The 20044-nt window shown below is 59.3% G+C and carries 18 protein-coding genes and 1 tRNA gene; 6 read left to right on the forward strand and 13 right to left on the reverse strand.

Features of this window, described 5'->3' with window-relative positions:
* Positions 1 to 18: 18 nt before the first annotated feature.
* The 3 genes from IB285_RS09250 to IB285_RS09260 all read right to left on the reverse strand — a co-directional run bounded on the left by IB285_RS09250 (position 19) and on the right by IB285_RS09260 (position 4069).
* Positions 19 to 1125 (reverse strand): ATP phosphoribosyltransferase regulatory subunit, encoded by a 1107-nt coding sequence (locus IB285_RS09250; RefSeq protein ID WP_190787900.1) that lies wholly within the window; start codon positions 1123 to 1125, stop codon positions 19 to 21.
* A 73-nt stretch (positions 1126 to 1198) separates the two neighbouring features.
* A complete protein-coding gene (gene serA, locus IB285_RS09255) occupies positions 1199 to 2785 on the reverse strand; it encodes a phosphoglycerate dehydrogenase (protein ID WP_190787901.1) in 1587 nt (528 codons plus the stop codon).
* Between the two features lie 105 nt (positions 2786 to 2890).
* Entirely contained in the window at positions 2891 to 4069 is a 1179-nt protein-coding gene (locus tag IB285_RS09260; protein ID WP_190787902.1) for a phosphoserine transaminase, read from the reverse strand.
* A 157-nt stretch (positions 4070 to 4226) separates the two neighbouring features.
* Between IB285_RS09260 and IB285_RS09265 the strand changes: the two genes are divergently transcribed.
* The gene (locus IB285_RS09265) at positions 4227 to 5414 is read left to right on the forward strand and encodes a glycosyltransferase family 4 protein (protein ID WP_190787903.1); all 1188 of its coding nucleotides are present in this window, start codon (positions 4227 to 4229) and stop codon (positions 5412 to 5414) included.
* 3 nt (positions 5415 to 5417) lie between these two features.
* Here the strand turns inward: IB285_RS09265 and IB285_RS09270 are convergent, their stop codons facing one another.
* Positions 5418 to 5855, reverse strand: coding sequence for a hypothetical protein (locus IB285_RS09270; RefSeq protein WP_190787904.1), 438 nt, complete (start codon positions 5853 to 5855; stop codon positions 5418 to 5420).
* A gap of 123 nt (positions 5856 to 5978) precedes the next feature.
* Entirely contained in the window at positions 5979 to 6623 is a 645-nt protein-coding gene (locus tag IB285_RS09275; protein WP_328705876.1) for a PadR family transcriptional regulator, read from the reverse strand.
* Between the two features lie 104 nt (positions 6624 to 6727).
* Here IB285_RS09275 and IB285_RS09280 point away from each other — a divergent pair, with 104 nt between their 5' ends.
* The 5 genes from IB285_RS09280 (at position 6728) to IB285_RS09300 (ending at position 12340) form a co-directional block, all read left to right on the forward strand.
* Positions 6728 to 8077, forward strand: a complete 1350-nt coding sequence (locus tag IB285_RS09280; RefSeq protein WP_190787905.1) for a replication-associated recombination protein A — start codon at positions 6728 to 6730, stop codon at positions 8075 to 8077.
* A complete protein-coding gene (locus IB285_RS09285; RefSeq protein WP_190787906.1) occupies positions 8074 to 8976 on the forward strand; it encodes a hypothetical protein in 903 nt (300 codons plus the stop codon). The genes IB285_RS09280 and IB285_RS09285 overlap by 4 nt, the downstream gene beginning before the upstream one ends.
* A 58-nt stretch (positions 8977 to 9034) precedes the next feature.
* A tRNA-Thr gene (locus tag IB285_RS09290) sits at positions 9035 to 9110 on the forward strand.
* A 221-nt stretch (positions 9111 to 9331) separates the two neighbouring features.
* Positions 9332 to 10711, forward strand: a complete 1380-nt coding sequence (locus IB285_RS09295) for a sulfatase-like hydrolase/transferase (RefSeq protein WP_190787907.1) — start codon at positions 9332 to 9334, stop codon at positions 10709 to 10711.
* 384 nt (positions 10712 to 11095) lie between these two features.
* Entirely contained in the window at positions 11096 to 12340 is a 1245-nt protein-coding gene (locus IB285_RS09300; protein ID WP_234033103.1) for a hypothetical protein, read from the forward strand.
* A gap of 15 nt (positions 12341 to 12355) precedes the next feature.
* Here the strand turns inward: IB285_RS09300 and pseI are convergent, their stop codons facing one another.
* The 8 genes from pseI to pseB all read right to left on the reverse strand — a co-directional run bounded on the left by pseI (position 12356) and on the right by pseB (position 20041).
* Positions 12356 to 13411, reverse strand: a complete 1056-nt coding sequence (gene pseI, locus IB285_RS09305) for a pseudaminic acid synthase (RefSeq protein WP_190787909.1) — start codon at positions 13409 to 13411, stop codon at positions 12356 to 12358.
* Positions 13408 to 14157: a WbqC family protein gene (locus IB285_RS09310; protein ID WP_190787910.1), complete on the reverse strand. Its 750-nt coding sequence runs from the start codon at positions 14155 to 14157 to the stop codon at positions 13408 to 13410. The genes pseI and IB285_RS09310 overlap by 4 nt, the downstream gene beginning before the upstream one ends.
* Positions 14154 to 15398 (reverse strand): NAD(P)-binding protein, encoded by a 1245-nt coding sequence (locus tag IB285_RS09315; RefSeq protein WP_190787911.1) that lies wholly within the window; start codon positions 15396 to 15398, stop codon positions 14154 to 14156. The genes IB285_RS09310 and IB285_RS09315 overlap by 4 nt, the downstream gene beginning before the upstream one ends.
* A gap of 112 nt (positions 15399 to 15510) precedes the next feature.
* Entirely contained in the window at positions 15511 to 16185 is a 675-nt protein-coding gene (locus IB285_RS09320; protein WP_190787912.1) for a class I SAM-dependent methyltransferase, read from the reverse strand.
* Between the two features lies 1 nt (position 16186).
* Positions 16187 to 17155, reverse strand: a complete 969-nt coding sequence (locus IB285_RS09325; protein ID WP_190787913.1) for a hypothetical protein — start codon at positions 17153 to 17155, stop codon at positions 16187 to 16189.
* Positions 17156 to 17202: 47 nt separating this feature from the next.
* On the reverse strand, positions 17203 to 17895 hold the full coding sequence (gene pseF / locus IB285_RS09330) for a pseudaminic acid cytidylyltransferase (protein WP_190787914.1): 693 nt from the start codon (positions 17893 to 17895) through the stop codon (positions 17203 to 17205).
* A complete protein-coding gene (gene pseC / locus IB285_RS09335) occupies positions 17892 to 19055 on the reverse strand; it encodes a UDP-4-amino-4,6-dideoxy-N-acetyl-beta-L-altrosamine transaminase (RefSeq protein ID WP_190787915.1) in 1164 nt (387 codons plus the stop codon). Before pseC ends, pseF begins: the two co-directional genes overlap by 4 nt.
* Entirely contained in the window at positions 19055 to 20041 is a 987-nt protein-coding gene (gene pseB / locus IB285_RS09340) for a UDP-N-acetylglucosamine 4,6-dehydratase (inverting) (RefSeq protein WP_328705877.1), read from the reverse strand. The genes pseC and pseB overlap by 1 nt, the downstream gene beginning before the upstream one ends.
* Positions 20042 to 20044 lie beyond the last annotated feature (3 nt).

The raw sequence follows: 20044 nt of genomic DNA on the forward strand, positions 1-20044 counted from the left end.
CGGCTTTCCTTTGCTGCTTTACAATTCGGCGGCCTCGCCATTCTCCAGTATATGCGTGCAGCCGAGTGCGCTCGGGTCTTCATCATCCGAAAGCTGTTCGAGGGTGCGCCAGCCCTTGCTACGGAGACGATCGGCAGCGGCTGCGTCGAAACCCGTCGGCAGGTAGACGGTGCGCGATGTCTCCGGCTGCGGTGCAGCTTCGGCGATGGCATCGACATAGAGCGTGAAGCCGGTCGCCGCCTCATCGCAGCCGCCAATGCGGTAAGTTCCGCCCCGCCCTGCTGCGCCGCGTACGCCGTGCGCATAGAGCGTGAAGCCGAACCAGCTCTGATACTCAAAGCCGTGACGCTCTGTTGGATCGAGCGTGATGCGCGCGGTGTCTCCAATACGCGCGGCGATCGCTTCGAGGCCGTCGAGACGGCTCTTCAGCGCGCCGCCTGCATCGAGCTCACGTAGTTTTGTCAGCGCCTTGTCGAAGGGGCCAGTGGCGTAGAGCAGTGGGAGGTAGGCTTCGCCGCCAGCCGCCTTCAAACCGCCTGCATCCTTGGTATCGAGTTCGCGGCGCACCTGCTCCACTGTTTCCGGAGCAAGCGGCATCGCTTTCGCAGCGAGGGTATCGACCAGGTCGGGCAGCGTGAAATCGACCGAGATGCCGGTCAGTCCGGCTGCGTGCAGCGCGCGAACGGCCAGCGCGACGATTTCACCCGCAGCCGCCGCGGTGTCGGCGCCGATCAGTTCGGCTCCCAATTGCAGCCGTTCGCGCGCCGGATCGAGCTGGCTAGCCCGGATCAGCGTGGTGTCACCGCAATAGGCGAGGCGCAGCGGGCGCGGCGCACCTGCCATGCTTGTCGCAGCGATCCGCCCGATCTGCGGTGTGATATCGCTGCGCAGAGCGAGCGTGCGAAGGCTCGCTGGATCGGTCAGGCGGAACATCTGCTTGGTCGAAATGCCCTGCATCCGCCGCGCCAGCGAGCTTTCAAATTCGAGCAGCGGAGGACGCACCCGGTCGTAACCGTGCTGGTCGAGCACATCGAGACAGGCGCGCATGGCGGTCGTTATGCGAGCCGCCGATGCGGGCAGGCGGTCTTCGAGACCTTCGGGAAGGAGATCGGATGTGTCAGTCATTTCGCCAACGCGCGTGAGGCGATAGCGTCCCCGGGTCAAGCCCCGAAAGCTGGGACCCGGGAGCGCTTCGTCTTCAGAAAGCGAGCGATTTGACCATTTTCACGCCTTCGAGCGTTTCAGCTTCCGCCAAGACGTCAGTACCCAGCGGCTGGTCGAGACTGAGCAGCAGCACGGCTTCGCCGCCTGCATCGCGCCGGCCTAGGTTGAACGTGCCGATATTGATGCCGCGCTCACCCAGCAGCGAACCGATCCGCCCGATAAAGCCAGGTTTGTCGTCATTGACCACGTAGAGCATGTCGCCATCGAGATCGGCTTCGATACCAATGCCGAAAATCTCGACAAGGCGCGGTTTGTCCGCTCCGAAAAGCGTTCCCGCGACCGAGCGCGGCCCTGCGTCGGTTTCCACCGTGACGCGGATCAGCGTGTTGAATGCACCATCACGCTCATGCCGGATTTCGCTCACATCGAGCCCGCGCTCCTTCGCCAAATAGGGGGCGTTGACCATGTTCACCGTGTCGGAATAGCGGCGCATGAAACCGGCCAGCACCGCGCCCGTGATCGGCTTGCCATTGAGCTGCGCGGCTGCGCCTTCGCGCTCGATGCTGATCTTGGTAAGGTTGCCGTGCGCGAGCTGACCGACCAGCGAACCGAGCTTTTCGGCGAGCGCCATATACGGCTTCAGCTTCGGCGCTTCCTCGGCTGAGAGCGACGGCATATTGAGAGCATTGGTGACACCCCCATTGACGAGATAATCGGACATCTGCTCGGCCACCTGAAGAGCGACATTGACCTGCGCTTCGGTGGTCGATGCACCAAGGTGCGGCGTGCAAATGAAGTTTGGCGCGCCGAAGAGCGGGTTTTCCTTCGCCGGTTCCTCGGCAAACACATCGAGCGCGGCGCCAGCCACATGGCCGCTTTCGAGCAGCTCCTTGAGAGCAACCTCGTCGATCAAACCGCCGCGTGCGCAATTGACGATGCGAATGCCGGGCTTCGCATTCTCCAGCCGCTCCCGGCTCAGGATATTGCGGGTCTGATCTGTCAGCGGGGTATGCAGCGACACGAAGTCCGCGCGTGAAAGAAGGTTGTCGAGATCGACTTTCTCGACCCCGATTCCGACCGCGCGGTCCTCTGTAAGGAAGGGGTCGTAGGCGATGACCTTCATCTTGAGGCCCTGCGCACGGCTGGCGACAATGCCGCCGATATTGCCAGCACCGATCAGACCGAGGGTCTTGCCGGTCACTTCGATGCCCATGAAGTCTTTCTTGGGCCATTCACCTTTCTGAGTGCGCGTGTCTGCCGCAGGGATCATCCGGGCGAGCGCCATGATCATTGCGATCGCGTGTTCGGCAGTGGTGATAGAGTTGCCGAACGGCGTGTTCATCACGACCACCCCCTTCCCGCTCGCGTAGGGAATGTCGACATTGTCGACGCCGATCCCGGCGCGGCCGATGACCTTGAGATTCGTCGCCGCATCGAGGATTTCGGGAGTCACCTTGGTCGAACTGCGGATCGCGAGACCGTGATACTCCCCGATGCGCGCCTTCAATTCTTCAGGCGTCTCGCCAGTGATGACATCGACGTCGCAGCCGCGTTCTTCGAAAATGCGTGCGGCGTTGGGGTCCATCTTGTCGGAGATCAGTACTTTGGGTTTCTGGGACATTGTGGGTTCCTTTGTGCGCTCCCGCGAAAGCAGGGGCGCCGAAATTGAGTGGTCTGTGCTTGAGGGCTGGACTCCTGCTTGCGCAGGAGCTCACGCAGGGCGGTTTCAACCGTTCTTGACGGTCTCGTAAGCCCATTCGATCCACGGCAGGAGGCGTTCGATATCCTCCGCCTCGACCGTGCCGCCACACCAGATGCGCAGGGACGGCGGAGCGTCGCGATAGCCGTTGAAATCGTAGCCGACATTCCGCTCTTCGAGCAGCTTGACGATCTTCTTCGGAACGGCGGCCTTGTCCTCGTCCGACAGGCTTTCATACCAGTCGCCCTGGAACACCATGCACACGCCGGTATTGGTGCGCTTGGCCGGGTCTGAGACCATGTTGCGCAGCCACGGCTTTGCCTCGATCCAGTTCTTGACCAGATCGGCGTTTGTGTTCGCACGCTCGAACAGCGCTTTGCGCCCGCCGATCGACTTCGCCCATTCGAGCGCGGCGATGTAATCCTCGGTCGCCAGCAGCGAAGGCGTGTTGATCGTCGCGCCTTCGAAGATGCCGCGATTGAGTTTGTCGCCTTTCTTCATGCGGAACAGCTTGGGCAGCGGCCAAGGCGGATCGTAGCTTTCGATGCGTTCGACCGCCTTGGGCGAAAGGATCAGCATTCCGTGCTGCGCCTCGGAGCCCATGACTTTCTGCCAGCTAAAGGTCGTCGCATCGAGCTTCGCCCAGTCCATCTCCATAGCGAAGATCGCGCTGGTCGCATCGTTGATGGTGATGCCTTCGCGTCCCGGCTCCAGCCAATCGGTGTCCGGAATCATCGCTCCCGACGTCGTGCCATTCCAGGTGAACACCACGTCATTGCGCTGAGGAATGGTCGACAGATCGGGGATTTCGCCATAATCGGCGGAGAGCGTTTGCAGGTTCGGCAGCTTCAGCTGCTTCACCGCATCCTGAATCCACACATTGCCAAAGCTTTCCCACGCCGCCACCGTCGCCGGGCGCGCAGGATCCAGCATCGTCCACATCGCCGCTTCGAGAGCACCAGTGTCGGACGCCGGCATGATGCCGACCAGATAATCGTCGGGTATCCCAAGCAGCTCCTTGGTGAGGTCGATCGCGTATTTCAGCCGCGCCTTGCCCACAGCCGAGCGATGCGAGCGTCCGAGCGATTCGGTTTTCAGCTTGTCGAGGGACCATCCGGGGAACTTGACCGTCGGGCCGGATGAAAATTGAGGGCGCTCAGGCTTGAGCGGCGGCTCATGGCTGAGCCCACGTGCATATTCAGTCATGTATTCTCTCCTTACAGAGAGCTCGCGCGGCGTTGGGACCGCGTGGCCCGTTGGCCGCTCTAGTGATGTCGTTCGTGGAGTCAACGCAGGAGGCAGAGAATTGTTGCCGTTCTTACCTCTCGCAATATTTGCGACACTCGCTTAAACGTCGCTCGCAATGCAGACTTCGGATCTCCGCATCGCCCTGTTCAGCGGCAATTACAATTACACCCGCGACGGCGCCAATCAGGCGCTCAATCGGCTGGTGGGATCGTTGCTGGGCAAAGGCGCAAATGTACGGGTGTATTCCCCGACCGTTGCCGAACCTGCTTTCGAGCCGACGGGTGATCTGGTCAGCCTGCCTTCGGTTGGGTTTCCTTTCGGGCGCGGTGAATACCGGTTTCCGACCGGATTGAACGGCAGGATCAAGCGCGACCTGCTGAAATTCAAGCCGAATGTCGTGCACCTTTCTTCGCCCGATGTAGCAAGTCACGCGGCGCTCAAATGGGCGCAGGAATATGACCTTCCGGTGCTCGGATCGGTGCACACACGGTTCGAGACATACCCGCGCTATTACAAGATGGCGTTTCTCGAACCAGTCGTCATCCGCATGCTTCGCCGGTTCTACAATCGCTGCGATGCGCTCGTCGCACCGTCGCAAAGCATGATCGAGGAATTGCTCGAGATGGACATGCACAATGACATCTCGCTTTGGTCGCGCGGCGTTGATCGGACGATCTTCTCCTCCGAAAAGCGCGATCTCGAATGGCGCCGTTCGCTCGGACTTGCGGACGACGATGTGGCGGTGGTTTTCCTTGGCCGCCTCGTCATGGAAAAAGGCCTCGACGTCTTTGCCGAGACCATCGTCCAACTGCGCAAACGCCAAGTGCCGCACAAGGTGCTGGTGATCGGCGACGGGCCTGCACGCGAATGGTTCGAAGGTATCCTGCCAGGCGGCATTTTCGTCGGGTTCAAGACCGGGGCGGACCTGGGTCAGGCGCTCGCTAGCGGCGATGTATTTTTCAACCCTTCAATCACCGAAACTTTCGGTAACGTCACGCTGGAGGCCATGGCCAGCGGCCTGCCAGTGATCGCCGCGGGCGCAACCGGTGCATCGAGCATCGTCAATGACGGCGTGACGGGCCGGCTCGTCCCTCCGGGCGATATCGCGGCATATGCGGAGGCGATCGCACCTTATTGCACCGATCCGGCGCTGCGCATGTCGCACGGCAATGCGGGCGAAGCGCGCAGCCGCGAATATGGCTGGGAAGCGATCAACCAGGTCGTCGCGGACACCTACATCCGCTTGATCGAAGACCGTCGCGCGCTGCAGAAAGCAGACGAAGCGCGCGCAGCCGCGGCCTGAGGTCTAACGCAAAACGCCCGCCCGTTTCATCCGGCTTGCGTAGAAAAACAGGCCGATGGTGATGATCCAGATCACCGCAGCGAAAATATCCTGCCCGGTGGTCGCCAGCGATGGGGGCATGTCCGCGACCGCGCGCTGATAATAGGTTGTGCCGAGCAGCCCGATGATCGAAATGCCGAACAGCCAGACCGCCCACTTGCTGCGAAACAGCAACGCGAGTGAACCGAACAGACAGCCCCAAACGCCGAGCGCCCAAAATGCGACGGCCCAAGCTGGAAAGCTGTAAAAATAGTCGAGTTGTTCGGATGGCATGCCCATTCCGTCAAGCATGCCGAGCTCGGTCATGGTGTAACTGGCCGCACCAACCGCATTCCAAAGTAGACTGACAACTCCGATCACCCATAGATGCCAAGGCGTCTTGGCCTCACCCAATCTGTTCATGTTCCCCTCCTCGCAGCGGGCGACCTTATGGGATGGCCGCTCCGATGTGAGGGAGACTAAGCGCGGAGGCGATCCCGCGCAAACGTGTTAACGATCGGCGGCGTTGACGGCTCGATAAAGGGGTCAGAGGCGCTCGATACGCTTGGCGACCTCATCGATGATGTCGACGATCTCGTTGATCGTATTCTGATCGAGCTTGCCCGCTTTCGCCCGGTTTTTGAGCACGTTGGCAAGGTTGCCCATCGCGCGGAAGAGATCGGGCGATTTCTGTTTCACACGCTCGGCGCGTTCACCATGCTCACCCAGACGGCCCATCAGCTCATCGACCTCGGCGGCGCGCTCTTCAAGCTCAGCCTTGCCGGACTTCGTGGCCTTGAACGGCTTCTTGCCGCTGGGCTCGCCGTCGTCGTCCTTGGACTTGGGTTTGGCCTGTTTGATCTGGCCTTCCTCTTCGAGCATTTGCAGGGTCGGATAAACTGCACCGGGGCTTGGTGCGTAGGCGCCGCCGGTCATGTCCTCGATTGCACGGATCAGCTCATATCCGTGGCGCGGCTCTTCATTGATGAGCGCAAGCAGAGCCAGCCGCAACTCGCCCGAACCGAACATCCGCCCCCGGCGTTTGCGGCGGTGGGGACCGTCCTGCCAGTTGCGCGACCGGCGCGAACGCCGCTCTCCCTCTTCCCAATCGCTCGCCGCCGAAGCTGCCATCATCGCGATCATCGGGCCGAGGTTGTTCCAGCCGCCCTTACCGTATTTCTGCCAGGTCACTTTTCATCTCCAGATAGTATTCGATAGGTTCAAGATATATCTTAGAGCTATCGATACAAGTGCGCGTTGGTAATTTCCGACGAGCCGCCTATTTCGGTCTGCGAATGGCAGACCTGTTTGGAAATGATGCGCCTGCACCCGCTAGGCCCGGCTCACCGCGCGAGGACGCGCCATTGGCCGACCGATTGCGCCCGGCCGCTCTTTCCGAAATCATCGGTCAGGACCATCTCACCGGACCCGAGGGCGCGATTGGCCGAATGGTCGCGGCAGGCAAACTGTCCAGCATAATCCTGTGGGGACCGCCTGGCACTGGAAAAACAAGCATTGCCCGCCTGCTCGCCGATGAGGTGGGCATGCTGTTCGTGTCGATCAGTGCGGTCTTTTCGGGCGTCGCCGACCTCAAGAAAGCTTTTGCCGAAGCCGACAGGATGGCGGATGCCGGACAGCGCACGCTATTGTTCGTGGACGAGATCCATCGCTTCAACCGCGCGCAGCAGGACGGTTTCCTACCCTTCGTCGAGCGCGGGACCGTCACACTGGTGGGCGCAACGACCGAAAATCCCAGCTTCGCGCTCAACGCCGCCTTGCTCAGCCGTGCACAGGTGCTGATCCTGGAGCGGCTCGATCATGCTGCGCTTGAAGCCTTGCTGACCCGTGCGGAGGAATTGGAAGGCCCCCTCCCCCTGACCGAGGATGCGCGCGCCGCGCTGGTAGCCTCGGCAGATGGCGATGGCCGCTTCCTCCTTGGCCAGGCGGAAACGCTTTACAACGCCTCTATCACGGAACCGCTCGATCCGGCGGCTCTCGGTGCGTTTCTCCAGCGCCGCGTGGCCGTCTACGACAAGGATCGCGACGGGCATTACAATCTCATCAGCGCCCTGCATAAAAGCCTGCGCGGTTCGGACCCGCAGGCTGCGCTCTATTACCTGGCGCGGATGCTGACCGCTGGCGAGGAACCGCTCTATGTTCTGCGCCGGCTCGTGCGCTTTGCCTCCGAGGATATCGGCCTCGCCGATCCGCAGGCACTCACCCAGTGTCTGGCCGCGAAAGACGCCTACGAATTCCTCGGCAGTCCCGAAGGCGAACTCGCCATCGTCCAGGCCTGCCTCTATTGCGCCACTGCACCCAAATCCAATGCGGCCTATGCCGCTCAGAAAAGCGCGTTCAAGGCGGCCAAGGAAACCGGCAGCCTGATGCCGCCCGCCAATATCCTCAACGCGCCGACCAAGCTGATGAGGGAGATCGGATACGGCGCTGGCTACGCTTACGATCACAACACCGACGAAGGCTTTTCGGGCGACAATTACTGGCCTGAACAGTTGGAGCCGCAGACCTTCTACGAACCGGTCGAACGCGGGTTCGAACGCAAGGTCCTCGAGCGGATCGCGTACTGGGACAAGCTGAGGGGGGAGCGCGCCCCGTCCTCAAGTAGCGAAGCGGCAGGACACAAATGACGCGTGACTGGGACCACTTCGTCGCGATCGACTGGTCCGGCGCCAAGGGTGAGCGGCACAAGGGCATCGCGATCGCCATCGCCGAGGCAAAGGGCGGCGCGCCGGTCCTCGTCGAACCCCCGCGAGGCGGCTTTTCCCGAAACGATGTCCTTGAAATCCTGCGCGACGATCTCCCCGCCAATTCGCTCGTCGGCCTCGACCTCGGCATCAGCCTTCCATTTAACGATGCGGGCGCGTTCTTTCCCGGATGGGATGCGAGCCCCAAAAGCGCCAAGCGGCTTTGGGCGCTGATCGACGATATCTGCGATGGCGACCCGCATCTCGGCGCGCACAGCTTTGTCGAGCATCCGCAGGCCTCGCGTTATTTCCGCCACGGCAAAGACCGCATGGGCGACAAATTCCTGTTGCCCGGTGCGGTCACGCGCGAAGGCCGCTTTCGCGAGGCTGAAACCGCGCAGCGCGCGCAAAAATGTCGGCCGGTGAGCAATTTCAATCTCGTCGGCGCAGCGCAGGTCGGCAAAAGCTCGCTCACCGGCATGAGGATGCTCCACCGCTTGCAGGGCCATCTGCCTGTCTGGCCGGTCGACCCCATTCCGGACAAAAGGCTAAAGCAAGGCGGATCCATGCTCGTCGAAATCTATACCGGCCTTGCCTCAAAAGAGACAGCAGCGCTGGGTGGTCGGACAAAGCTGCTCACCTACGCCGACCTTAACGCTGCGCTTGAGGTGCTCGATTGCCCTGCAGTCGATCGCATCGGCGAGGTCGACGACCACTCATCGGACGCGCTGCTGACCGCCGCTTGGCTGCGCAGGGTCGCCCCCGAAAAGCGCCGCTGGGAACCGAAATGTCTCACCGCACAAATTGCCTACACAGAGGGGTGGACATTCGGCGCGCTTTGAAGCATTTGGCGCGCGTTCCGAACCGGCGCGACAATCCGCCGGCGGGACAGCGAAATGGGCCGGCTTAGCTCAGTTGGTAGAGCAGTTGATTTGTAATCATCAGGCCGCGGGTTCGACTCCTGCAGCCGGCACCATTTTCTGCGCAGATATTCCCGATCGACGGCGCTTGCCTGCCGTTGCGGATCGCCGCTGGCTTGCTTAACCAGCCACTAACCTTTTTCCACCATAAATTTTACCAGTAATTATCGGACCAAGCGAGAGATCGATCTTCGCGCGCTGTATCTGTCGAACGCTTCGTTCCGGCGATCTGCAAGCGATCGATTGAATCGGGCTGATTGGGGGGAACGAGGACAACATGGCCGAAGCCGCAATGCAAAGTGACCGCTCCGGTCTACGGTGGACGCCGGTGCAACCTGGTGAATGGCGCGCTTTCGCCAATTGGCTGCTCGTTTGGGTGGTGTTCGCCAATGGAGGCTTTGCCCTGATGTATTTTGTCGGGTCGCCACCGCGCTTCCCTGAGATCATTGCATTCGCCGCCGTTGGATTGCTGCTCCGCGACCAGCGCTACCTCTTGCAATGCGCGGGTTTTCTGGTCGTGATGACGTATTCTGTTTTGTCGTTCATAGCGGGGCTCTTCAATCTTTCGATAGTTTCGCTGACCTATTCTCTCAGCTTCCTCATCGAACTCGATGTGACCGAATCCAAGGAATACATGCTCGGGGGCGGGTTGTTGCTGTTTCTTGTCATGGCAGCGCTTCGTCGGATGCGGGAAAAGACGAATTTTCAGGATCTCCGCATCACAATCCTGACGGTCTGCCTGGCCGGTGCGTTTGCTCTCTTCGACTTTCAGCTGAGCATGGGAATGCGCGGGCATTACAACCGCGCTGCGTCGGCGGAAACGCCGTTTACTTCGGCCTTGATCCAGTCAGGCATTGTCCCGGAAACCGGACCGCTGGAGCGAAACCTTCTGGTGGTAATGGTGGAATCTCTCGGCCTCCCCGTTGAAAACGAAGAGATGAAGCGGCTCCTGTTTCTGCGCTATGACAGCGAGGCTGTCCGCTCCCGGTTCGAGGTGACAACCGGCGAAACCACCTATTTCAGTTCCACCACCGCAGGAGAGATCCGCGAATTGTGCAGCCGATGGGGCGAATATCACAGCCTTGTCGATCAGGGCGACAGCACGTGCCTCCCAGCCCGGCTCGCCAGCCACGGAGTCGAGACGACCGCCTATCACAGTTTCGACGGCGAATTCTTCGATCGTTCGTCCTGGTACCCGAATGTTGGGTTCGAGAATTCTTACTTCCGCAAGGACCTGCTCAAGCGCGGCTCCCGCCCTTGCGGCGGCGTTTTCCCAGGGGTGTGCGATCGCGACGTACCAAGTGAATTGGCTCAGCGTCTGAAGAGCTCGGACACGCCGCAGTTCATCTATTGGTTGACCGTGAATTCGCACCTCCCGGTTCCGCTCCAGAACAATCTTGGCGTTGATGATTGTCATCGCGTCTCCACGATCCTCGCCGAGCAATACCCGATGATCTGCCGCCAATTCGCGATTTGGGATGCGATCGACGAGGCTATCATCCGCGAGGCGAGCGCTCTTGATTTCCCGCCAACCGATATCCTGATCGTCGGCGACCACATGCCGCCCTATTTCGATCGTCAAAACCGGCGCCAATTTGCGCCGGATCGAGTTCCTTGGATACTGTTGAAATGGCGTGACGAGGTTGCGAAAGACTGATCATCGTCATCGCAGACAGGATGCCATGCAGCTTTATCAAATTGCACCGTCGAGAGAGTCAAGCAGGCTATGATCATTGGGTTATGGAACAGCCGTGCGCCGACGCCCGGAACTTCCCGCAGTGTGGACCGACTTGAGATCACACTGTCGCATTTCGCGCTCGCAGGAGTGGCCTTTGCCGGTCTTATTTTCTTCTACGGTTCCATCTATTCGGTCCATCATGACTTGGCCGGAGGCGTTCTGACCGCCCGATTAGCGGTCACGCTTGGCAGCTCATTTGAGGATTTCAGCAGCTATTTTCCTCCAGCCGAGCGCGCGTGGTTTTCCTTAGCCGTGTGGTTCAGTCAGTTGACTAGACTGAGCCTCCCTATTGCGGTGGTGATCATGACTGCCACGGCGGTCCTTTTTTCCGCGGGGCTGGGATATCAAATTCGCCGTGAGACCGCGGGCGCCTCTGTAGTCTTCTTAATTGCACCGGCAGCGATCTTCATAGTGTTGCCGATCGTATTCAAGAATGTGTTCGGACTTCGAGAGCACTTGGTCATGCTCGGTATATGGCCATATTTGGTCCTGCGCATTTCCGACCCGGACGGAAAGCTCATTGCCGGGAGAACCCGCATCATCGTCGGCCTCTGGCTCGGCGCAACCTTACTGATGAAGTACCTTTACAGTGTCATCGTGCTTCTGGTGGAGCTTGTCGACGCGGCTATAAAGCGAAGGCCGCTGCTGCTTTTCCGGATCGAGAACCTTATTTCTGGCGCTATCGTTGCAATCTACCTGCTCGTGTGGCTGGTCCTGGACCCTGCCCAGCGCGAGGCTATCGGAGTGATTGTCAATGCGATCGATGCCAACCTTACGGACCAGACAACCAACCTTCAGCAAGCCGCCATCAGTATGTCGCTCGCAGCGTTCTTCGTCGCGATAGCATTCGTCTTCAAAGTGCCCGCGAGACAGACATTGATCGGTCTCGCGGTAGTCAGCGGGACGGTGATCGCAGCATGGATCCAGTCGCGCTGGTACAGCCACCATCTGTTCCCGGTCACTGCAGCCTATGTCGCGTGGCTTTGGATCGTCCACCGCGATGTGAAAGCAATCTGGTTGGTCGGGATTGCCGTGGTATTGCTCAGACCGATTGGCGGAGAACTTCTCAGCACGACACCCTATCAAAAGGGTGTCACCGAGCTCGATCAGGCGATGGAGGCAGCCGGGTTCTCAGTCGAAGGTAAACGTGTAGGCGTGCTGATAATGAACCCGTCTCCGGTCAGTCAATACCTTGCGGCGAACGGGGCATGGCGCTGGAATGCCAGCGTCAACAACTCCTATGTCGCCGCCGAGCTTGAGCCTTTCGACACGCCAGAGAATGCAGCCTTGGTGCCGCCTCCACTCACATTCGAAGAGCCGGGGCGGGAGATTCTGCATGACGAGTTTCTGCGCCTTTGGGAGGATATGCCGCCCGACGCGTTGATCCTCGATCAGACCACGAGTTGGCCGCTGCGCCATGTTATCGTGGATTGGACACACGTTTTCTCGAACGACCCGCGTTTCAACGCCCTGCTCGCTCAATACCGACCTGTGCTGGAGCACAAGGGCGAATATGTGAGATTTCGATATTACGTCCGAAAAGACTAGCGCTTCAAAGGCAGGTCAATCGACCAACGGCCAATCAAGCGGCTCGCCTCGCTTGAGGTCACGCGCCGCTTTATGACCCAGAACTTCGGGCAGGTGTTTAGGCGCAAGACCATGACCGGGGCGGATAGAGCGAATGTTCTCGCCTGTAAGCGCATCGCCCGCTGCGACATCACGGACCACGTAGAGAGAACGGCGAAACTGGACTGATGCGTTTTCGCTACCCTGAAGATCGTAAGTCGCTCGGCCCAGCGCGCGCCAGGCACGTTTGCAGTCTCGCACCAGCGCTTCGAATTCTGCGGGTTCCAGACTGAAAGCGGAATCGGGTCCACCATCCGCGCGCCGGAGCGTGAAGTGTTTTTCGACCACTGCGCCGCCGAGCGCGATCGAAGCTACCGCCACCGGTGATCCCGACGTGTGATCGGACAGACCGGAGACGACCCCAAAGCGTTCGGCCAGGTCGGGTACCGTGCGTACGTTCGACTGCTCGTCAGGCGCGGGGTATGAGCTCACGCAGTGGAGCAGCACGATCTCCTTGCACCCATTTTCCCGGGCGGTCGCAACAACCTCGTCTATCTCGCGAAGGTTAGCCATCCCTGTGGAGATAATCAGGGGCTTTCCCTTCGACGCGCAATAGGCAACGAGTGGAAGATCGACCGCCTCGAAAGACGCGATCTTGTAAGCAGGCGCGCCAAGCTCTTCGAGCATATCTACGGAAGTGCGGTCGAACGGTGATGAAAACAGCGTTACACCCAGTTCCCTGGCACGCTCGAACAGCGGCGCGTGCCATTCAAACGGTGTCTGCGCTTCGCCGTACAAGTCATAGAGTGTGCGGCCATCCCACAGTCCGCCTTCGACCCGAAATTCAGGCGCATCATGGTCGATTGTGATGGTGTCTGCGGTATAGCTCTGAATTTTGATCGCATCGGCGCCGGTCGCGGCTGCGGCTTCAAGGAGCTTGATCGCGCGATCCAAGCTACCGTTGTGATTTCCTGACAACTCGCAGATGATATAGGGTTCATGCGCAGCGCCGATGGGCCGTCCGGCGATGCTGATTTCAGGGGCATCGATCATGCCATATCTTTCCTCATATCGGCACTGGTGAGCAATGGCCGCCGTCCTGATCGGATGATTTCGAGAGCTTTCGAATAACCGCAATTCATCAGCAGATCGACTACGCTCATGTGGCTGACAAATTCATCGCTCAGTTGCTGGTAAATGGGGTGGGCAAAGTTGTGATAGCGGAGATCGACGTCGGTACCTGCAAACGCGCCGCTTTCAAGGTCACGCTCGATGTAAGCCGCACTGCCTTGAGCCGCGACGTAGGTATTCGATCTGATAGTCCGGCAAATCGAGAGCAGGCGGTCGTCCTTCCGACCGTCGATGCCCGCCAGTTCAGACGAATGCACAAACGGCGTGTTGATACCCATGAGCCGCGCCGTATCGGTTATGAAATCGATATTGAGCGCGCCGATCGTCGCGTGGCCAGCGGACATGAGCGCCTCAAGGTTTGCATGGACCTCGGCAAAGTAAGGCGCTTTGGAGTACGCATGGCGTATCGTAGCCAAGTGGGTTTTTGACCACTTCGGGTCTGCAGCGATCGCGGTGCCGACGAACGTGCTCTGCTCATTTTGGCTGTGCCCCGTCAAAGGCACCGTCAAAAAAGTCTCACCATTCTGGCCGGTGATCCGGTTACGCACACCCCAACTTCGCTTCAGCACCTGCGCATCGTCGAGGAAGACAAACGTATCCGCCGTGTCGATCAGGTCGAAGTATCCGATCCACGGCAGGAAAGTGGGCTGCATGATCGCACTTATCATGATGCCTTCGCAATCATCCTGACCCCGAATGCTTTCTGCAAATCGGCCTCCACCTCAGCGAATTTGGCACCTTTCGCGTAAGCTTCCCACGCGCCAGCGACAAAATTGTCTCCAAGCCTCGCGCCTAGCGCAGTGCGCAATTCGCCAAGTTTATTCACGGTATCGACGGTATGGTAAAGCCAGCGCGGCTTGATCGAGCGATATAGCTGATCGCAAATCTTCAGCTCACCTTCGAAACCGTCGAGCAGAAAGCGAATATCCTTGGCAAGCTCGTCGCTTTCGGTTTCGGCGACGCATTCTGCCGTCAACAGGGTCGCACCTCTGCTTTCATAAATATACACTCTGAAACAGCTGCCATCGGTCGTGAAATTCTGCACATAGAACGGTTTTGCGCCAGTCCAGTCCACTTCGAATGTGTAGGTCGCGAACTTCTTCGCCGGAGCTTTTGGAGCCTCGAGCCCGACCGCCTTGAAAAGCGGCATCGGGCTCGCAGCCCAGACAAGCACCTCGTCCGGAGCGATTTCGCTGAGCAGTTTATTTGGGCGGGCAAGACTGCGTTCGTTGACCTCGACGCCGATCGCATCCAGCGCCTCGCGGCACTTGTCAATCAAGCTCGTGAAGCCGCCGACCGGCAGGCTCGCCTGAACATTGCTCGAATAATTCCACATCGATCGCGGGATACCGAACAGTTCGTTGGCATGGCCATCCGCCCTTTTGGAAGCGGACAAGGTATCCAGTGGAATTCCCGTTGGAAAAACCCGATTGATGGCAAGCGGTATGGCTGCATCGGCATGCAATTTCGAAGGCGCGCAGCCGACATGCCACCGGACATAGCGAGCAAGCGGAAATGCTAGCGCATCCTCGTAGCAATCCAGCCGGTCTCCCAGACTGTTTCCCGAAAGCGGCTGCAAATCCGTTTTGGTTGCAGGGAGCGCCGGACCCCCGAAATCGTCCAGATATACGGGCCCGTATGCGCCGGGACTGACCGATCCGAAACGGTTGTCGAAGTCTTCAAAGATCGCTCCATGCTCTTCGAGCAGAGTGCGGATGGGGTCGCCTTCCGGGCCGAAATAGATACAACCCTCGCGCATCTCGCGGCCATTTTCGAGTTTAGGGAGTGCCACGCCGCCCAACCGGTCCAGCCGCTCATGAAGCTCGATCTGCCGCGCGCCCAGCCGATGGGCCTGAAACGCAGCCAGAATGCCGGTAAGCCCGCCGCCAACAATCCTGACGGGTTTCATGCGCAGCGGGTCCCTTTCAGGAGGGCCATGGCGCCGCAATTCTCGGGTTCGAATGTCATGGCCATCCCAATTACGGGGAAGGCGTAGACAATTCGTTAACTACAATTTTGTCTCAGTCGGGTTTCGGCGTGTTCAAAGCGCGTGGATCAATATCGCTCTGGTTTACGTAGATGGTGAATTCGAACGGGATCGAGCCAGGCCGGACCGCGTAATCATGCCGCAAGGTGACAAGCGGCGATAGTTCTTCCTTGCAAAACCGGAATGCCTGCAAGGGGTCTTCGTAATAAAGCCCTTCGTCGAAGTAATCGACGAACCGGCTGAGCATGTTGAATGCATAGCCTTTACCGGCCTGAGCCATCAGACGCCGCGAGACCTCCTGGAAGAAAGCGCGGTTGTCCGACATCGCGTTGTTGAACACTCCACTGACGAGCACATAGTCGAAGGTCTCGTCCGAGGGGTTTTCCAGCACATCGCGGACTTCGAACCTGCCGCCGGGATGGGCCGACCGGGCGAATTCGATGGCTTCAGGCGAGATATCGTAGCCAACATATTCTCCCTCGAACTCCATCGTGCGCTGAAGCAGGTTGAGCATCTGGCCGGTTCCGCACCCGAAATCGAGCACTTTGCTGTCTTTGGTAACGCCGATTTCGCAAAGTACCTGCATCCGTCGTTCTTGCGTTTCCCGGTCGGCATATTGCGCGCTCTCGGCCGCATCGCCGTGGCGCTTGACCAGCTCGCCATAATGCTTCGCCAAGGCGTCGATATCGTTCTTGAAATGGTTGCTCATCTCAGCGTTTCACAGCCTCCAGGATAGCATCTGCCGCGTTTGCAGCGGGATCGGATGGGAAAGTTTCGCGCGCCCGCGCGACAAGGCTGGCTCTCAAATTGGCATCCGAGAGGAACTTTTCGAGCGATTGCGACAACCTCTCGTCATCTACTTGATCGGCCAGACCCAGATCGTGCACCAGCCCTGCGCGCGCAAAAGACTGGCTCTCACTATCTTGCCCTTCGTTCTGCGCAATGGCAGCTGCCGGGACACCCATATAGGCGCATTCGTATTTTATAAGCCCCCCGCCGGTCAGGGCAGCGTCGGCCCACAGCAACGGTTCCGAGAGGTCCGGTTGTCGCGGCAAAAACCGGCTGCCTTCATCGAACTCGCCAAGGAGGGTCGCCGCCTCGTCGTTTTCGGTGCCTATGGCATGCACGCAAAGCCCGGCATGTTGCTGCCGCAGCAATTTCAGCAACCGGCCGGTCAGCCCTTTGGGATCGGATCCGCCAATGGCAATCAAAAGGTTCCTGACCTCGCCTTGTCGATCTCGCAGGATGCTGCGTCCACGCGCGTCAACAAGGCGGCGCCGTGCGAGGAAATATTCGGGGCCTAGAAGAAGCACCGGATCGTCTTGATAGCCGAGTTTCGGCGCGTCCCATGTGAAATTCAAAACCACATCGCACGGGTAACTGTTCAGTTTTCGAAAATCATCGATCACCACGATTTTGCGATCTGGCGACTTGATTTGCAAAAGATAGTCTTCGTCAGCGCGGTAACTGTCGATAATCGTGAAATCGAAGGTGTCGCCAGATGTCCCTCCCGCAACTTCTGTGTCGTCCGCATCTGAATTGACCCGGAACGACAAAGGGACGCTGTTGAAGCCTGCGGCCGCAAGCTGATCCTGCGCCGCAGCATCGAACTTCCCGGCGAAAGTGCTCTCAACGCCCGAAAGTCGCAGCGCTTCGGCAAGAGCAATGCATCGGCTCAAGTGGCCGAAGCCAATATCAGCGGTAGCATCGCACCGGAACAGCGCCTTCACCGCTTCGGCTCCCGCATGGCGGCAAACAGGTGCTCCGCGATTTCCCAGTCGTCAGGACGATCGATATCCCATGCACGCGATTGCGGCAGTTCGATGAACCTGGTGCGCTGACCGAAGAATGGACGTCGGTCCATCCACGCATCTCGAGTACCCCAGTAAAACTGGCCCGCATCGTGGAAGACGGCTTGCAAGTCCTGCGTGCGGGTCTCTTCGTATTCAGGGTTGAGGAGTTCGGGATGGCCGCCGTCACCGCTTACAAACCCGCGCTGCGGAGGATGTCCGTAACGAACGGCGGGAAACGCAAAATCACAGTCTGGTGACAGAAGGGAATGCGCGGAGCGCAGGTCCTCGCCTGAAAGGAATGCCGCTGTCGCGTAGATACAGCAGACTGCATCTAACTCTAGACCTATGTCCGCAGCCCAAGACAGTGCGTGTGAAACCACATCGCTCGTCCCGGTGTGATCGTCAGCAAGCTCGGCAGGCCGCATGAAGGGCGTTTCGGCTCCCGCCCCGCGCGCAACCTCTGCGATTTCATCATCGTCGGTCGATACGATTACTTGATCGAAGAGGTTGGAATCAATCGCCGCCTTGATCGGCCAGGCGATCATCGGGCGTCCGCAGAACGGGCGGATATTTTTGCGAGGTATGCGCTTGCTGCCCCCGCGAGCCGGGATGATCGCAATATTCATGCAGCCGCTGCCGCAGCAACCGCTTGCGTCACTTCTGCGATAACCCGTTGCTGTTGCTCGGCCGTCATCGACGGAAACATCGGCAGGCTGATCGCCTCGGAGTAATAGCGTTCGGCGTTGGGGCAATAGCCGGGCTCGAACCCGAGATCGCGGTAATAGGGCTGCAGATAGACCGGAATGTAATGGAGGTTCACTCCGATCCCTGCGTCTCGAAGCGCATCGAAGACCGCGCGCCGCCCTGCGACGCGGACAACATAGAGGTGCCAAGCCGAAGCCGTCTCGGGATGCTGCCACGGTGTCTGAATGGGATGGGCCGCGAAAGCGGCGTCATATGTCTGCGCAATCTCCCTGCGACGCTCGATGAATTCGGCGAGCCTGCCCATCTGGCTGAAACCAAGCGCCGCGTTTATGTCTGTCATGCGGTAATTGTAACCGAGCCGCTGTTGCTCGTAATACCATGCGCCAGGATCATCGGCGTGCATCATTTCTGCATCGCGCGTGATCCCGTGGCTCCGATCGAGCCGCATGAGGCGGGCCAACTCATCATCGTTGGTAAGCGCCATGCCGCCTTCGCCCGTCGTGACGATCTTGACGGGGTGAAAGCTGAAAACCGCGATGTCGCTGTACCGGCAACTTCCGACAGGATCAGGGCCGAAACGCCCTCCGATGGCGTGCGAGGCGTCCTCGATTATCTTGACGCCATACCTGCTCGCCGCAGCGTGAATTGCCGCCATGTCGCAGGACTGGCCTGTCAGGTGGACCGGTATAATCACCTTCGGCAGCTCGCCCGATGCCGCTGCGGCTTCGAGCTTATCCGTCAATCGAACCGGACACATATTATAGCTGCGCTCATCGACATCGACGAAATCGACGTCAGCGCCGCAATAAAGTGCAGCGTTGGAACTGGCGACGAAAGTAAGGGGACTGGTCCAGACGCTATCTCCCGGACCCACACCCAATGCCATGCAGGCCACATGCAGAGCGCTGGTCGCACTGTTTGCTGCCACCGCGTGCCGCGCGCCGACCGCCGATCTGACTGCGTCTTCGAACGCGGGGACGACCGGCCCCTGAGTTAGAAAATCGGATTTCAGGACATCGACGACTGCGGCAATGTCAGCCTCGGTAACCGATTGGCGTCCATAGGGTATAAAGTCCGCCATCACGCTTCATGCGTTGGATCGACATGTTTGCGGATGAGCCCGCGCAATTGCTCGACCGAAAGAAAGTCTGGATTGGTGCCGCTGTTGAAGGAAAAGCCGGCTTCGACCGGCTTGCCGCCGACCCGCTTCAGATAGTCCTCGGGCATTTGATCGGTAGTCGTCGGCAGGATCGCGTAGTACGGGCCAAGATCGACCGTGTTGAGGCTATCACTCGTGGTGATCATCTCTTCATGGATTTTCTCACCCGGCCGGATGCCGACCATTTCGATCTTGCATTCAGGCGCAACCGCTTCGGCGAGATCGGTGATCAGGTAGCTTGGAATCTTCGGGACGAAGATTTCCCCGCCCTGCGCGTGCTCGAGCGCCCAGAGCACCATCTGGACCCCTTCCTCCAGAGAGATGTTGAACCGGGTCATCGTTGGATCGGTTATCGGGATCACGCCGGTTTCACGCCGGTCGAGGAAGAACGGAACGACGGAGCCTCGGCTGCCAATGACATTGCCATATCGGACGACAGAAAGAAGCAGGTCGCGCGCACCTCTGATGTTGTTGGCAGCTGTAAACAGCTTGTCCGAACACAGCTTGGTCGCGCCATAAAGGTTGATCGGCGCCGCAGCCTTGTCAGTCGAGAGCGCAACGACATTCTCGACCCTGCTGTCGAGGCAGGATTCGATGATATTCTGCGCGCCTAGAACATTCGTCTTGATGCACTCGAACGGGTTGTATTCCGCCGCTGGCACCTGCTTCAGTGCTGCCGCGTGTACGACGATGTCGATCCCTTCAAATGCACGCCGCAACCGGGATTGATCGCGAATGTCCCCGATGAAATAGCGCAGCGCGGGGTATTTTTGCGGAGAGAATTCCTGGCTCATCTCATACTGTTTGAGTTCGTCGCGCGAATAGATCACGAGACGCCGCACGCCGGGATACTTTTCGAGGACCTGACGGACAAAAGCTCTTCCGAAAGAGCCCGTGCCCCCCGTCACAAG

Source organism: Erythrobacter rubeus, from assembly GCF_014705715.1.
Classification (GTDB): domain Bacteria; phylum Pseudomonadota; class Alphaproteobacteria; order Sphingomonadales; family Sphingomonadaceae; genus Erythrobacter; species Erythrobacter rubeus.